The sequence below is a fragment of the Dethiosulfatibacter aminovorans DSM 17477 genome, assembly GCF_900142005.1.
In the GTDB taxonomy this organism is placed as follows: Bacteria; Bacillota; Clostridia; order Tissierellales; family Dethiosulfatibacteraceae; genus Dethiosulfatibacter; species Dethiosulfatibacter aminovorans.
This window is the reverse complement of sequence record NZ_FQZL01000045.1, coordinates 1-15,066: the sequence shown is the minus strand read 5'-3', so window position 1 is coordinate 15,066 and position 15,066 is coordinate 1. Positions and strand designations below refer to the sequence as shown.

13 protein-coding genes and 1 other annotated feature are annotated in these 15,066 nt (G+C 40.0%); all 13 genes read left to right on the top strand.

Annotated elements, in window-relative coordinates; genetic code table 11:
* Window positions 1–401: 401 nt before the first annotated feature.
* The 13 genes from rpmG to fusA all read left to right on the top strand — a co-directional run bounded on the left by rpmG (window position 402) and on the right by fusA (window position 14,929).
* Window positions 402–551 (top strand): 50S ribosomal protein L33, encoded by a 150-nt coding sequence (rpmG, locus tag BUB05_RS17365; RefSeq protein WP_073050926.1) that lies wholly within the window; start codon window positions 402–404, stop codon window positions 549–551.
* A gap of 18 nt (window positions 552–569) precedes the next feature.
* Window positions 570–776, top strand: coding sequence for a preprotein translocase subunit SecE (gene secE / locus BUB05_RS17360; RefSeq protein WP_073050924.1), 207 nt, complete (start codon window positions 570–572; stop codon window positions 774–776).
* Window positions 777–809: 33 nt separating this feature from the next.
* Entirely contained in the window at window positions 810–1,337 is a 528-nt protein-coding gene (nusG, locus tag BUB05_RS17355) for a transcription termination/antitermination protein NusG (RefSeq protein WP_073050923.1), read from the top strand.
* Window positions 1,338–1,407: 70 nt separating this feature from the next.
* Window positions 1,408–1,833: a 50S ribosomal protein L11 gene (gene rplK / locus BUB05_RS17350; protein WP_073050921.1), complete on the top strand. Its 426-nt coding sequence runs from the start codon at window positions 1,408–1,410 to the stop codon at window positions 1,831–1,833.
* 54 nt (window positions 1,834–1,887) lie between these two features.
* Window positions 1,888–2,586: a 50S ribosomal protein L1 gene (gene rplA / locus BUB05_RS17345; RefSeq protein WP_073050919.1), complete on the top strand. Its 699-nt coding sequence runs from the start codon at window positions 1,888–1,890 to the stop codon at window positions 2,584–2,586.
* Between the two features lie 41 nt (window positions 2,587–2,627).
* Window positions 2,628–2,754 (top strand) — a sequence feature (ribosomal protein L10 leader region).
* A gap of 53 nt (window positions 2,755–2,807) precedes the next feature.
* Window positions 2,808–3,335 carry a 50S ribosomal protein L10 gene (rplJ, locus tag BUB05_RS17340; RefSeq protein ID WP_073050917.1) on the top strand — a complete coding sequence of 176 codons (528 nt, stop codon included), beginning with the start codon at window positions 2,808–2,810 and terminating at the stop codon, window positions 3,333–3,335.
* A gap of 31 nt (window positions 3,336–3,366) precedes the next feature.
* Complete coding sequence (gene rplL, locus BUB05_RS17335; protein WP_073050915.1) at window positions 3,367–3,750, top strand: 50S ribosomal protein L7/L12; 384 nt, start codon at window positions 3,367–3,369, stop codon at window positions 3,748–3,750.
* A gap of 341 nt (window positions 3,751–4,091) precedes the next feature.
* Window positions 4,092–7,709 carry a DNA-directed RNA polymerase subunit beta gene (gene rpoB, locus BUB05_RS17330; RefSeq protein WP_073050913.1) on the top strand — a complete coding sequence of 1,206 codons (3,618 nt, stop codon included), beginning with the start codon at window positions 4,092–4,094 and terminating at the stop codon, window positions 7,707–7,709.
* A 26-nt stretch (window positions 7,710–7,735) separates the two neighbouring features.
* Window positions 7,736–11,308: a DNA-directed RNA polymerase subunit beta' gene (gene rpoC, locus BUB05_RS17325; protein ID WP_073050911.1), complete on the top strand. Its 3,573-nt coding sequence runs from the start codon at window positions 7,736–7,738 to the stop codon at window positions 11,306–11,308.
* A 164-nt stretch (window positions 11,309–11,472) separates the two neighbouring features.
* On the top strand, window positions 11,473–11,721 hold the full coding sequence (locus BUB05_RS17320; RefSeq protein ID WP_073050910.1) for a ribosomal L7Ae/L30e/S12e/Gadd45 family protein: 249 nt from the start codon (window positions 11,473–11,475) through the stop codon (window positions 11,719–11,721).
* 17 nt (window positions 11,722–11,738) lie between these two features.
* Window positions 11,739–12,152, top strand: coding sequence for a 30S ribosomal protein S12 (rpsL, locus tag BUB05_RS17315; protein WP_073050908.1), 414 nt, complete (start codon window positions 11,739–11,741; stop codon window positions 12,150–12,152).
* 209 nt (window positions 12,153–12,361) lie between these two features.
* Window positions 12,362–12,832, top strand: coding sequence for a 30S ribosomal protein S7 (rpsG, locus tag BUB05_RS17310; RefSeq protein WP_073050906.1), 471 nt, complete (start codon window positions 12,362–12,364; stop codon window positions 12,830–12,832).
* Window positions 12,833–12,871: 39 nt separating this feature from the next.
* Window positions 12,872–14,929, top strand: a complete 2,058-nt coding sequence (fusA, locus tag BUB05_RS17305; RefSeq protein ID WP_281258006.1) for an elongation factor G — start codon at window positions 12,872–12,874, stop codon at window positions 14,927–14,929.
* Window positions 14,930–15,066 lie beyond the last annotated feature (137 nt).

Here is a 15,066-nt window from a genome sequence, read left to right as displayed (position 1 = left end):
TTTGCGATCAGAGAAGGTGGAAGAACAGTTGGAGCAGGAGTTGTTGCTCAAATAATCAAGTAATTCCATTAAATGCAAACATTCAAGGCAGGTCGCATGACCTGCCTTTTCTATTGTTTTGCTGCCCTGATGCAGTGTTATTTTGACTGATGAAACCAAAAGATGGAAAGCGTTAAGAATTATCTGTAAATTTTTTTAAAAATTGTGTAAATTGTTGTTTGATTTTTGTTCAGGGGGTGTTATAATTTAATGTGCATTTATCCAATAATAATACTGGGTAAATTATATTTAAATGTAATTCTTTTCTTCTTGACATGGAAAAACTTTTATGATAATTTATATTAGGTAATGGGTAAATTGGAAACTTATGTTTATATAGATGAAGTGTTGGAGGTGTAGTAATGAGAACAAAAGTCAAATTGGCATGTACTGAGTGTAAGCAAAGAAACTATGATACAATGAAAAACAAAAGAAACAACCCAGAAAGAATCGAAATGAAGAAATACTGTAAATTCTGCAAGACTCATACATTGCATAAAGAAACAAAATAATCTCAAGGATGTGAAAAAATGGCTGCAAATACAAGTGTAAAAAAGACAGGCAGAATGTCTGGCTATTTTAAAGGTGTCAGAGCCGAGCTTAAAAAAGTAACCTGGCCAACAAGGAAAGAATTAATGACATATACAGTAGTTGTTATTGTTGCTGTTGCTCTTATGACTTTGGTTGTATGGGGACTTGACGTTATTTTTCATAATTTGTTTGGTATATTTGTTTAAGGGAGGTAGGGCCATTTTGAGGTCCGCTTAATTATGAAACAAAGATCAGAAGGACCAAAATGGTACGTGGTTCATACATATTCAGGTCATGAAAACAAGGTTAAGGCCAATATAGAAAAGTTGGTTGAAAACAGGGAAATGCAGGATATTGTATTCGAAGTGCGTGTGCCTACTGAAGAGCACGTTGAAGTAAAAGACGGTAAAAAGAAAATCAAGGAAAAGAAGAAATTCCCTGGATACGTGATCATAAAGATGATAATGACAGACGATTCATGGTACCTGGTTAGAAATACCAGGGGGGTCACGGGATTTGTCGGACCGGGAACCAAGCCGATTCCATTGTCGGACACTGAAGTCAAGGCTTTGGGAGTAAGCGAAGCGTTGCCTGTGATAGACATAGAGAAAGGCGAAGCTGTTAAAGTTACAGACGGTCCTTTTGAGAACTTCATGGGAACTGTGGACGAAATCCACGAAGAGAAGAGAAAACTTAAGGTTTTCATATCCATGTTCGGAAGAGAAACACTTGTAGAACTGGATTTTGAGCAGGTAGAAAAAGTTTAATACTTTTTTATAGATACCATATAGTGGGAGGGTAAAACCGATTAACCACAAACAATGAGGAGGTGCAAACATGGCAAAAAAAGTAATCGCTGTAGTCAAGCTGCAAATCTCTGCAGGTAAAGCTACTCCAGCTCCACCAGTTGGTACTGCATTAGGACCACACGGTGTAAATATTATGGGATTTTGTAAAGAATTCAATGCAAAAACTTCAGATCAGGCAGGTATGATAATTCCTGTTGTATTAACTGTATATCAAGATAGATCTTATTCGTTCATTACTAAAACCCCTCCAGTAGCAGTATTGCTAAAGAAGGCTATTGGTATCGAGAGTGGTTCTGGTGAACCAAACAGGAACAAGGTCGCAACTATTTCTAAAGATAAAGTTAGAGAAATCGCAGAAGTTAAAATGCCGGACCTTAATGCCAATACAGTAGAAGCTGCAATGAGTATGGTGGCAGGTACTGCAAGAAGCATGGGTATAGTTGTAGAAGACTAATAATTGGCAAATAGTGGGAGGCGAAGTCCGCTAAAACCACAAGGAGGAAATGATATGCCTAAAAGAGGAAAGAAGTATAATGAAAGTGCAAAAGCTTTCGACAAGCTGAATCTTTATGATTTGGATGAAGCTATCAAATTGGTTCAAGAGACAGCAAAAGCAAATTTTGATGAAACTATTGAACTTCACATTAGACTTGGTGTAGATCCAAGGCACGCTGACCAGCAGGTTAGAGGTGCAGTAGTTCTACCACACGGTACAGGAAAGACAAAAAAAGTTTTGGTTTTCGCTAAAGGCGACAAGCTCAAGGAAGCAGAAGAGGCAGGCGCTGATTACTTCGGTGGAGCTGAATATGCTGATAAAATCCAAAAAGAAAACTGGTTTGATTTTGACATTACAGTAGCTACTCCTGACATGATGGGTGTTGTTGGTAGACTGGGTAGAGTACTTGGACCTAAAGGTTTGATGCCAAACCCTAAATCAGGAACAGTTACTATGGATATAGCAAATGCAATCAATGATATCAAGGCGGGTAAGGTTGAATACAGAGTAGACAAAACTGCAATTGTTCACGTTCCTGTTGGAAAGAAATCATTTGGTACAGAAAAGCTTACTGACAACATTAAGACGTTGATAGATGCTGTTGTAAAGGCCAAGCCGTCTGCAGCAAAAGGAAAGTATCTGAAGAGTGTTACGCTAACTAGCACAATGGGTCCTGGAATAAAAATCAACGCTGCAAAATTATCTGACTAATAACTGTTGACATCATAAGTACTTGATGTTATACTACCGTAGTCAATAAAATATTTTTACCGCAGACAACTGGTGCGAAAGCTTAATTTCCAGTCGAGGTGAAACGTGATTGTATTAAGGCAATTAATGGTTTCTTCGTTCTGCGGAGAAACCTTTTTTATTATATTCAAAGGACCTGATGTCCTGGGAATTCTATATTGAGCTTAAGGAGGTGTAAACCTATGAATCAAGCAATAATCGAACAAAAGAAACAAATCATTCAGGAAATTCTTGAGAAAATCGAAAAAGCTCAGTCGGTGGTTTTGGTTGACTATAGAGGATTGAACGTTGAAGAGGTATCGGAGCTTAGAAACAAGTACCGTGAAGCCGGCGTTGAATACAAAGTCTACAAGAACAACATGATGAAGTTCGCTTTTAAGGAAGCCGGACTTGAAGCTTTCAACGAATACCTTAAAGGACCAAGTGCAATAGCATTCAGCATGGAAGATGCTGTAAGCGCCGCAAAAGTGACCAGTGAGTTTGCAAAGGCTAATGACAAGCTTGAAATAAAAGCAGGTATAGTCGATGGAGACATCATAGATGTGGAAGGTGTTAAGGCACTGGCTAGCATCCCATCAAGAGAAGTACTTATTGCAAAAGTTCTTGGCGGCTTGAATGCACCAATTTCTGGATTTGCAAATGTGCTGCAAGGCAATATGAGAAACCTTGTATACGCACTTAACCAAATTGCTGAACAAAAGCAAGCATAAAACGAATTTTAAATTAATGGAGGAAATAAAAATGGCAAGTGAAAAAGTAACTCAACTAATTGAAGATGTAAAAGGACTTACAGTATTGGAATTATCAGAAGTAGTAAAGGCTCTAGAAGAAGAGTTTGGCGTAAGCGCAGCAGCTCCTATGGCAGTAGCAGCAGCTCCAGCAGCTGGTGGAGAAGCAGCTGGTGCAGAAGAGCAGACTGAGTTTGATGTAATCCTTAACAACGCTGGATCAGGAAAAATCAAAGTAATCAAGGTTGTTAGAGAAGTGACTGGTCTTGGACTTAAGGAAGCTAAGGAATTAGTTGACAATGCTCCAAAGGCAGTTAAAGAAGGAATTGCTAAAGAAGAAGCTGAAGATTTGAAAGCTAAGCTTGAAGAAGCTGGTGCTTCAGTAGAAGTTAAGTAATTCGACTTTATACTAAAACTATAAAAGAGCTTTTTTAAGCTCTTTTATTTTACAAAAAAGGCAGTTGTAAAGGTGGTAGGTTTATTTGTGAGTATGTTGGAATTGGCACTGACTAGAGGTTGAAATTTTCCAAAAACTCACTTATTTGTTTTTTAAAAAAACTTTATAAAATAAAAATGAAGTTTTTCAAAAAAATGATTGACAATAAAAGTAAAACATGATAGTATTTTAAATTGCGTAGATAATAAATATTGGCATGAAAATTGTATGTAAAAATTATAATTTGATTGTAGAACTGCGCGATTTTTTTTTCTTTTAAAATATAGTGAAGGGGTGAAAAGATGCTGCATCCTGTTAAAATTGGCAATAGAGTGCGCATGAGTTACTCTAAAATCGGTGAGGTTTTGGAACTTCCTGATTTGATTGAGGTTCAGAAGAATTCCTATGATTGGTTCATTGAGGAAGGTTTGAAAGAGGTATTTGACGACATATCTCCTATCGAGGATTATACAGGAAACTTAATCCTTGAATTCATAGACTATTCACTGGATGGAGATCCAAAGTATGAGCAACTTGAGTGCAAGGAGAGAGATGCTACTTATGCGGTACCACTTAGAGTAAAGGTAAGACTCATAAACAAGGAAACTGGCGAAATAAAGGAACAAGAAGTGTTCATGGGTGATTTTCCTCTAATGACGGAACGTGGTACATTCATAATCAATGGAGCGGAACGTGTTATTGTAAGTCAGCTGGTAAGATCACCAGGTGTCTATTTTGGTGTTGAGAGAGATAAAACGGGTAAAAAGCTGTTTTCTTCAACTGTAATTCCAAACAGAGGAGCATGGCTTGAGTACGAAACTGACTCAAATGACATAGTTTACGTCAGGATCGATAGGACAAGAAAGATTCCTATCACAATCTTATTAAGGGCTATGGGATGTGAAACAGATTCTCAAATCATTGAATTGACTGGAGAATCAGAACAAATATTGAAGACCTTGGAAAAGGATAGTACAACTAACAAAGACGAAGCTCTTATTGAAATCTATAAGAAGCTAAGACCAGGTGAACCCCCAACATTAGATAGTGCTACATCTTTAATCAACAGCTTGTTTTTTGATCACAAGAGATATGATCTTGCAAGAGTTGGTAGATACAAGTTCAACAAGAAACTGGGTATGGAAAACAGAGCGGCCGAAAAGGTTGCTGCACACAATATAATAGATGAAGAAACTGGAGAAATCATCGTATCGGAAGGTGAACTCATCACGAGGGAATCTGCAGCAAGAATTGAAGCTGCAGGTGTATTTAGTATTGAAGTGCTTAACAAGGACGAAGAGAAGGTAAAAATTCTTACAAACAGATTTGTATATCCTGAATTGCTGGAACTTCCTATTGATTTCAAGAAGCTTGGACTCAGAGAGAAGGTTTATTATCCTGTAATCAAGGAATTGATGGAGCAGTATACCGATATGGACGAGCTTCAGGATGCAATTGAGAAAAACTACAGAAAACTGTCACCTAAGCATATCATAATAGATGATATCATGGCTTCTGTTAGTTATGAGTTCAGTTTGTTCAAGGAAACCGGAAAGACTGACGACATAGACCACCTTGGAAACAGAAGACTAAGAGCTGTTGGAGAACTTCTGCAAAACCAGGTGAGAGTAGGTCTTTCAAGAATGGAAAGAGTAGTCAAGGAAAGAATGACTATTCAGGACATAGAAGTTGTTACCCCGCAGGTTCTTATGAATATCAGACCTGTAGCGGCTGCCATCAAGGAGTTCTTTGGAAGTTCGCAGCTTTCACAGTTCATGGATCAGACAAATCCGCTTGCAGAGCTTACACACAAGAGAAGAATGTCTGCTCTTGGACCTGGAGGATTGAGCAGGGACAGGGCTGGATTCGAGGTTAGAGACGTTCACCATTCCCATTATGGTAGAATGTGTCCTATAGAGACTCCTGAGGGACCAAACATCGGTCTTATCACTTCCCTTGCAACTTATGCAAGGATAAACGAGTATGGATTCCTTGAGTCGCCATATAGAAAAGTTGACCAGAAGACAGGCGTCATACTTGACCAGATAGATTATCTTACTGCAGATGTAGAGGATGAATATATATGTGCCCAGGCCAATGAACCTTTAAGCGAGGATGGAACCTTCGCAAATACAAGGGTTGTTGTTAGGGGTAACAGTGGTGCGCCGGAAATCGTGGCAAGAGAAAAGGTTGGATACATGGACGTATCGCCCAAGCAGATAATATCCGTAGGTACGGCAATGATACCTTTCCTTGAGAACGATGACGCCAACAGAGCCCTCATGGGTGCCAACATGCAGAGGCAGGCTGTTCCTCTTATGAAGACAGAGGCGCCTATTATCGGTACCGGAATGGAGCACAAGGCTGCGAAGGATTCCGGAGCTGTTGTAGTTGCCAAGAATGATGGAGTTGTTTTGTCTGTCGAGACTGCAAAGATTCTCATCAAGAGAGACGACAACGGTGCTATAGACAATTATCCAATACTTAAGTTCATAAGATCCAACCAGGGTACATGCATCAACCAGAGACCTATCGTCAAGAAGGGTCAACAGGTGAAGAAAGGACAGATAATTGCTGACGGTCCTTCTACGGACAATGGTGAAATAGCCCTTGGCAAGAACCTTCTAATAGGATTCATGACTTGGGAAGGATACAATTACGAGGATGCCATCCTCCTTAATGAAAAACTGGTTATGGACGATGTACTTACATCCATACATATAGAAGAATATGAATCAGAGGCAAGGGATACAAAACTTGGTCCTGAGGAAATAACAAGAGACATTCCAAACGTAGGTGACGATTCCCTTAAGGACCTTGATGAAAGAGGTATCATAAGAATCGGTGCAGAGGTTGAGCCTGGGGATATACTCGTAGGTAAGGTTACTCCTAAGGGAGAGACTGAGCTTACGGCAGAGGAAAGACTTCTTAGAGCAATCTTTGGTGAAAAGGCCAGAGAGGTAAGAGACACTTCCCTGAGGGTTCCTCACGGTGAGGCAGGAATAATCGTCGATGTAAAAGTCTTTACAAGGGAGAACGGGGATGAACTTAATCCTGGTGTGAATAAACTTGTAAGATGTTATATAGCAACAAAACGTAAGATCAACGTTGGAGATAAAATGTGTGGTAGACACGGTAACAAGGGTGTTATTTCCAGAATAATGCCTGAAGAGGATATGCCGTTCTTACCTGACGGAACTCCATTGCAGGTTGTACTTAACCCGCTGGGAGTACCTTCCCGTATGAATATCGGACAGGTTCTTGAGGTTCATTTGGGAATGGCTGCGAAGAAACTGGGATGGCACGTTGCTACACCGGTATTTGACGGAGCAAAGGAGAAGGATATATTTGAAGCCCTTGAAATGGCGGGATATCCTTCCAATGGAAAGATCAAGCTAAGGGACGGAAGGTCCGGAGAAGCATTTGACGGTCCTGTAACAGTGGGATATATGTACATGCTAAAACTTCACCACCTTGTTGACGACAAGATACATGCCAGGTCAACGGGACCTTATTCACTTGTAACTCAGCAGCCTCTTGGAGGTAAAGCTCAGTTTGGTGGACAGAGATTCGGAGAGATGGAGGTTTGGGCACTTGAGGCATACGGTGCAGCCCATACTCTGCAGGAAATGCTTACTGTAAAATCTGATGATGTTACGGGAAGGGTCAAGGCATATGAAGCCATAGTGAAGGGTGAAAATATTCCTAAGCCTGGCATTCCGGAATCGTTTAAGGTACTTATAAAGGAACTTCAGAGTTTGGCCCTTGACATAAAGATAATTTCTGGGGAAAATTCCGAAATAGAACTGACGGAAGATACTGAACCTGAAACAATCAGTGAGGAAATCATTGAAGTAATCGGAGAAGGAACATTCGATGAAAACACTGAAGGCATGGAAGTAGAAGAGATTGAAGAATAATATAATGAAGGGAGAGGAACCCCTGCATGGATTTTAATAATTTTGAAGCTATAAGAATAGGCCTTGCGTCACCTGAGCAGATCGAAGAATGGTCTTACGGTGAGGTCAAGAAGCCTGAAACAATAAACTATAGAACTCTAAAGCCTGAAAAGGATGGATTGTTCTGCGAGAAGATATTCGGTCCTACAAAGGACTGGGAATGTCACTGTGGTAAATACAAGAGAGTAAGATACAAGGGTGTAGTATGTGACAGATGTGGTGTCGAAGTCACAAAATCAAAGGTAAGAAGAGAGAGAATGGCTCATATTGCCCTTGCAGCGCCGGTATCCCATATCTGGTATTTCAAGGGAATACCTAGTAGGATGGGTTTGATTTTGGACATGTCTCCAAGATCTCTTGAAAAGGTATTGTACTTTGCCCAATACATTGTAATAGATGGTGGAAGTACGCCTCTTTCTTCAAAGCAACTTTTATCTGAGCTTGAATACAGAGAGTACAGGGAAGTCTATGGAAATGCCTTCAAGGCTGCTATGGGTGCGGAAGCTATCAAAGAGCTTCTAAAGCTTGTTGACTTGGAAGGTGAATCCGTTGAACTTAGAAAATCACTGAAGGACAGCAGCGGACAGAAGAAAGTTAGAATTACAAGAAGACTTGAAGTTATAGAAGCATTCAGAAAATCCGGCAACAAGCCTGAATGGATGATTATGGATGCAGTTCCGGTTATTCCTCCTGAGCTTAGACCTATGGTTCAGCTTGATGGTGGAAGATTTGCAACTTCTGACTTGAATGATTTGTACAGAAGGGTAATAAACAGAAACAACAGACTTAAAAGACTGTTGGATCTTGGGGCACCTGACATCATCGTAAGAAATGAGAAGAGAATGCTTCAAGAGGCTGTAGATGCTCTTATAGATAATGGAAGAAGGGGAAGACCTGTAACAGGTCCTGGAAACAGACCTTTAAAATCCCTTTCGGACATGCTTAAAGGAAAGCAGGGTAGATTTAGACAGAACCTTCTTGGTAAGCGGGTTGACTACTCGGGACGTTCTGTTATCGTTGTCGGTCCTGAGCTTAAATTCTATCAGTGTGGTCTTCCAAAGAAGATGGCACTTGAGCTTTTCAAGCCTTTTGTTATGAAAAAGCTGGTTGAAGACAATCTGGCACACAATATAAAAAGCGCCAAGAAGAAAGTGGAAAGAGTTGATGCAGTAGTATGGGATGTACTTGACGATATCATCAAGGGACATACTGTGATGCTTAACAGGGCTCCTACCCTTCACAGGCTTGGTATACAGTCATTCGAACCTGTGCTGGTTGAAGGAAAAGCGATTAAGCTTCATCCTCTTGTATGTACGGCATACAATGCGGACTTTGACGGTGACCAGATGGCTGTTCACGTTCCTCTTTCAGTAGAGGCCCAGGCGGAGTCAAGATTCCTTATGCTGTCTGTCAACAACATTCTTGCACCTAAGGATGGAAAGCCTATTACAACACCTACTCAGGATATGGTTCTTGGTAGCTACTATATGACAATAGGCGAAGACAACTGTAAGGGCGATGGCATGATATTCAAGGACTATGACGAAATGTTCCTGGCATATTACAACGGAGTTGTAGAGATACATGCTACTGTAAAGGTGAGAGTGAAACTGGATGAAAATGATCCGGGACAGCTGGTGGAAAGTACAGTTGGAAGATTCATTTTCAACGAGGATTTACCTCAAGACCTGGGATATGTGGACAGGGAAAAGGACAAGTATTCCCTTGAAGTTGACAGTCTTGTTACAAAGAAAACCCTTGGTGACATAATAGACAGGTGCTTTAGAAAGCACGGAAACACAAAGACAGCGGAAGTACTTGACTCAATCAAGGAGAAAGGATTCCACTACTCTACAATTGGAGCCATAACCGTTTCTGTAAGCGACATCAAGATCCCTGAAGCCAAGAAGGAATTGATGAAGAAAGCGGAAGAACAGGTTCTTGATTATGAGAAGAAATATAGAAGAGGTATTCTTACCGATGACGAGAGATATGAGAATGTTATAAGAATCTGGAATGAAACTACAGAAGAAGTTACCGAAGAACTTATGAAAAATCTTGGTGAGCTTAACAGTCTTTACATCATGTCTCATTCAGGAGCGAGAGGTAGCCGTAACCAGATCAAGCAGCTTGCTGCAATGAGGGGTCTTATGGCAAATGCCGTTGGACATACCGTTGAGATACCCGTTAAGTCAAACTTCCGTGAGGGATTGTCGGTACTTGAGTTCTTTATTTCATCAACGGGAGCCCGAAAGGGTCTCGCGGATACGGCTCTTAGAACCGCTGACTCCGGATACCTTACAAGAAGGCTTGCTGATGTAAGTCAGGACTTGATTATAAGGGAAGACGACTGTGGAACAACCGAAGCATTGGTTGTTGAAGCATTCATAGACAAAGGTGAAGTCATAGAGAACCTTTATGAACGACTTGTTGGTAGATATACACTTGAAGACGTAGTAGACCCTAATGATGGTTCGGTGATCATAGCCAATGGTGAAATGATGACTGAGGAAATTGCCAAGAAAATTACGGATGCAGGCATTAAATCCGTTAAGATAAGGTCAATACTTACATGTAAGACAAAGCATGGTGTTTGTACCAAGTGTTATGGTAGAAACCTTGCGAACGGAAAGCTTGTTGACATTGGAGAGGCAGTCGGATTCATAGCAGCCCAGTCAATCGGAGAGCCTGGTACACAGCTTACAATGCGTACCTTCCATACTGGTGGTATTGCAGCAGCAGCCGACATCACTCAGGGTCTTCCAAGGATAGAAGAACTTTTCGAAGCCAGAAAGCCTAAAGGTCTGGCTATTATATCCGAGCTTGAAGGTTATGTAACCATAAACGAAACTCCGAAGAAGAGAGAAGTCGTTGTGACTGATGAGAAAACCAAGGAATCAAAGACTTACAATATTCCATACGGTGCCATCATAGAGGTTTCAAACGGTGAATTCCTTGAGCTTGGCGGGAAAATCACAAAGGGTTCGATCAATCCTCACGACATATTGAAAATCAAGGGCATACTGGCACTGCAGGAGTATATTCTTCAGGAAGTTCAGAGAACATACAGAATGCAGGGTGTTGATATAAATGACAAGCATATAGAAGTAATCATCAGACAGATGATAGGCAAGGTAAAGATAGACAATGCAGGAGATTCGGATCATCTTCCGGGAAGTCTTGTAAATTATGTTGACTTCATTGAAAAGAATGAAGAGCTGGAAGCCGAAGGGAAGGAAAAGGCGGAAGGTGAAAGAATTCTTCTCGGAATAACAAAGGCATCACTTGCTACAGATTCATTCCTGTCTTCAGCATCATTCCAGGAAACTACAAGAGTACTTACAGACGCAGCCATAAAAGGAAAGGTCGACAGACTTATGGGTCTTAAGGAAAATGTAATAATAGGTAAGCTTATACCTGCCGGTACGGGAATGAAGAAGTATGAAAATGTAGTGATACATACAGAATCCTTGGACGAGGATATGGATGAGGATGAAGTGCCGGGTGTTGAAGAAGTATTGGCAGAACCGTCAGAGATTGAATTATCTGATAATGAATAAAGAGACCAAAAAATTAACATTGTTAATATAAAATTACTTTAAAATTTTATTGACATGGAAAATGTCAAGTGTTAAAATATTCGAGTGTTTCTAATCATTATGAAATTATGGGAGATTATATGCTGCAAGGCATATAATCTTCATAGTGTTTAAGAGGTGATTAGATGGAGTTGGAAAAATATAAAAAACTCAACCGATTGATTATCGGGAAAAAACAAACTGAAAGATCCCTTCAGAAAAATGAAGTGGAGTGCATCTACATTGCGAAAGACGCCGATGAAGATGTAGTAGTGGATATCATCCGTGTAGGCAATGAAAAAAACATTGAGATAATATATGTTGAAAATATGAAGAAACTGGGTGAAATCTGCAATATTGATGTTAACGCAGCTGTAGCTGCTGTTATAAAATAAAACAAGGAGGTGCTTGGATGCCAACTATTAACCAATTGGTAAGAAATGGTAGAAAGAAATCTGAAAAGAAATCTAAATCACCAGCTCTAAATGTGGGTTACAACTCAATGAAGAAGAAATTCGTTCAAACTAGCTCACCACAAAAAAGAGGTGTTTGTACAACTGTAAAAACTGTTACACCTAAAAAGCCTAACTCAGCTCTTAGAAAAATAGCCAGGGTAAGACTTACAAACGGTAATGAAGTAACAGCTTATATCGGTGGAGTAGGACATAACCTTCAGGAACACAGTGTTGTTCTTATTAGAGGCGGTAGAGTAAAAGACTTGCCAGGAGTTAGATACCATATTGTTAGAGGTACGCTTGATACTTCAGGTGTTGACAACAGAAATCAGTCAAGATCAAAGTATGGTTCAAAGAGACCTAAAAAATAGGCTCATTGTCATTTGAGAAACAGACATTAAGAAACAAATTATTAAGTAAATACGGCACATAATGCGATTATGTTTGATGCGTTAAAGCCTTAAATATAGATATAAAGTTTTATATTTCAGCATTTTGTGCACCACGACATGATTGTCGTATTATCGACAGTGAATGTCGAGTACCTATGAATTAAATTTTTATTAAGGAGGGAAGCGTAGTGCCAAGAAAAGGACATATACCCAAAAGACCAGTGATGGAAGATCCAATATACAAAGACAAGATTGTTACTAAGCTTATCAATTCAGTTATGCTGGATGGTAAGAAAGGTGTTGCTCAAAAGATAGTGTACGGAGCTTTTGAAATGATAGAAGAAAAGACTGGAGAAGATCCAAAGGAAGTATTCTACAAAGCTATGAACAATATCATGCCTGTTCTTGAAGTTAAAGCAAGAAGAGTTGGTGGAGCTACATACCAGGTGCCAATCGAGGTTAGACCTGACAGAAGGCAGACACTAGGTTTGAGATGGTTGATTACTTACACTCGTAAGAGAGGGGAAAGAACCATGCAAGAAAGACTGGCAAAAGAGCTTATGGATGCGGCTAACAATACAGGCGCAAGTGTCAAGAAGAAAGAAGACACTCATAAAATGGCAGAAGCGAATAAAGCATTTGCTAGTTTCAGATGGTAAAATGATTGTCATTTTACCATTGCAGATAGGAGGAAAGTTGTGAGAGAATATCCTTTAGAGAGAACAAGAAATATAGGGATAATGGCGCATATAGATGCAGGTAAAACTACCTGTACTGAGAGAATTCTTTATTACTCAGGTAGAATTCATAAAATTGGAGAAACACACGAAGGTGCGTCTCAAATGGACTGGATGGAACAAGAGCAGGAAAGAGGTATAACAATAACTTCCGCTGCAACTACTTGTGCTTGGAAAGATACTAGGATAAATATAATAGATACACCGGGACACGTTGACTTTACAGTTGAAGTTGAAAGATCACTAAGGGTTCTTGATGGTTCTGTAGCTATTTTTGACGCCAAAAACGGTGTTGAGCCACAATCGGAAACGGTTTGGAGACAAGCTGACAAATACAAGGTTCCAAGAATCTGTTTTGTAAACAAAATGGATAAGATGGGAGCAAATTTCGAATATTCAGTAGGAACAATGGAAGAAAGACTTAAAGCCAATGTTGTTCCAATTCAGTATCCAATAGGAGCTGAAGAAAACTTTGTAGGTATCATCGACCTTGTTGAGATGAATGCAAGAATCTACAAGGATGATCTTGGCGAAGAGATTGAAATAACTGAAATACCTGCAGACTATGTAGACAAGGCAGAAGAGTACAGAGAAAAGATGTTGGAAGCAATTTCTGATTACAATGAAGAAATTATGGAGAAATATCTTGAAGGTGAAGCAATAGAAGTAGCTGAAATCAAAGAGGCTATCAGAAAGGCAACTATTGCAGTTGATATCATCCCTGTACTTTGTGGTTCGGCTTACAAGAACAAGGGTGTACAACTTCTTCTAGATGCAGTTGTTGAGTTTATGCCGTCTCCACTTGACGTAGATGCAATAACTGGAACTGACGAAGCAGGAGAACCCATAGTAAGAGAATCGTCTGACGACGCTCCTTTCTCTGCACTAGCGTTCAAGATAATGGCAGACCCATTTGTTGGAAAGCTCACTTTCTTCAGAGTCTACTCAGGAGTTATGGAGTCTGGAAGCTATGTAATCAACTCTACCAAGAACAAGAAGGAAAGAGTTGGTAGGATTCTTCAGATGCATGCCAACAAGAGAGAAGAAATAAGCAAGGTTTTTGCTGGAGATATCGCAGCAGCTGTTGGTTTCAAGCAGACTACTACTGGAGACACTCTGTGTGATCCAAACAGTATAGTTATCCTTGAATCAATGGAATTCCCTGAGCCTGTTATCGAGGTTGCCATAGAGCCTAAGACTAAGGCAGGACAGGAAAAAATGGGTATAGGACTTCAGAAGCTTGCTGAAGAAGACCCTACATTCAGAACATATACAAACGAAGAAACAGGCCAGACTATCATAGCTGGAATGGGAGAATTGCACCTTGAAATCATCGTAGACAGACTTCTTAGAGAATTCAAGGTTGAAGCCAACGTTGGTAAACCACAGGTTTCATACAAAGAGACTATCAGTGGAACAGCGGATGTTGACTGCAAATACTCAAGACAGTCAGGTGGTAAAGGACAGTACGGACACGTTAAGATCATTATCGAGCCACAAGAGCCAGGTGCTGGATTTGAATTCGTCAACAAGGTTACTGGAGGAGCTATTCCTAAGGAATATATTCCTGCTGTAGAAGCCGGTATAAAGGAATCTGCAGAAAACGGCGTTATGTCTGGATTCCCGACAATCGACTTCAAGGTTACACTTTATGATGGAACATACCACGAAGTTGACTCAAGCGAGATGGCATTCAAGATTGCCGGATCGATGGCATTCAAGGATGCTGCAAAGAAAGCTAATCCTGTAGTACTTGAGCCTTACATGAAGGTTGAAGTATTGACTCCAGACGAGTACCTTGGAGATGTAATGGGTGATGTAAACTCAAGAAGAGGTAGAATCGAAGGATTTGTAGACAGAAACGGTATCAAGGTAGTTGATGCATTTGTACCGCTTTCAGAAATGTTCGGTTATGCAACAGTACTTAGATCACTTTCTCAAGGTAGAGCAAATTACTCAATGCAGTTTGACCACTACGAAAAAGTACCCGCTAAAATGGCAGAGGAAATAGTAAAATAAGCATCTGAAAAAGATGAATACAATATAATTAAGTTTATATAAAAGGAGGAACTTAAATGGCAAAATCAAAATACGAAAGAAATAAACCCCACGTAAACATAGGAACTATAGGTCACGTTGACCACGGTAAGACAACA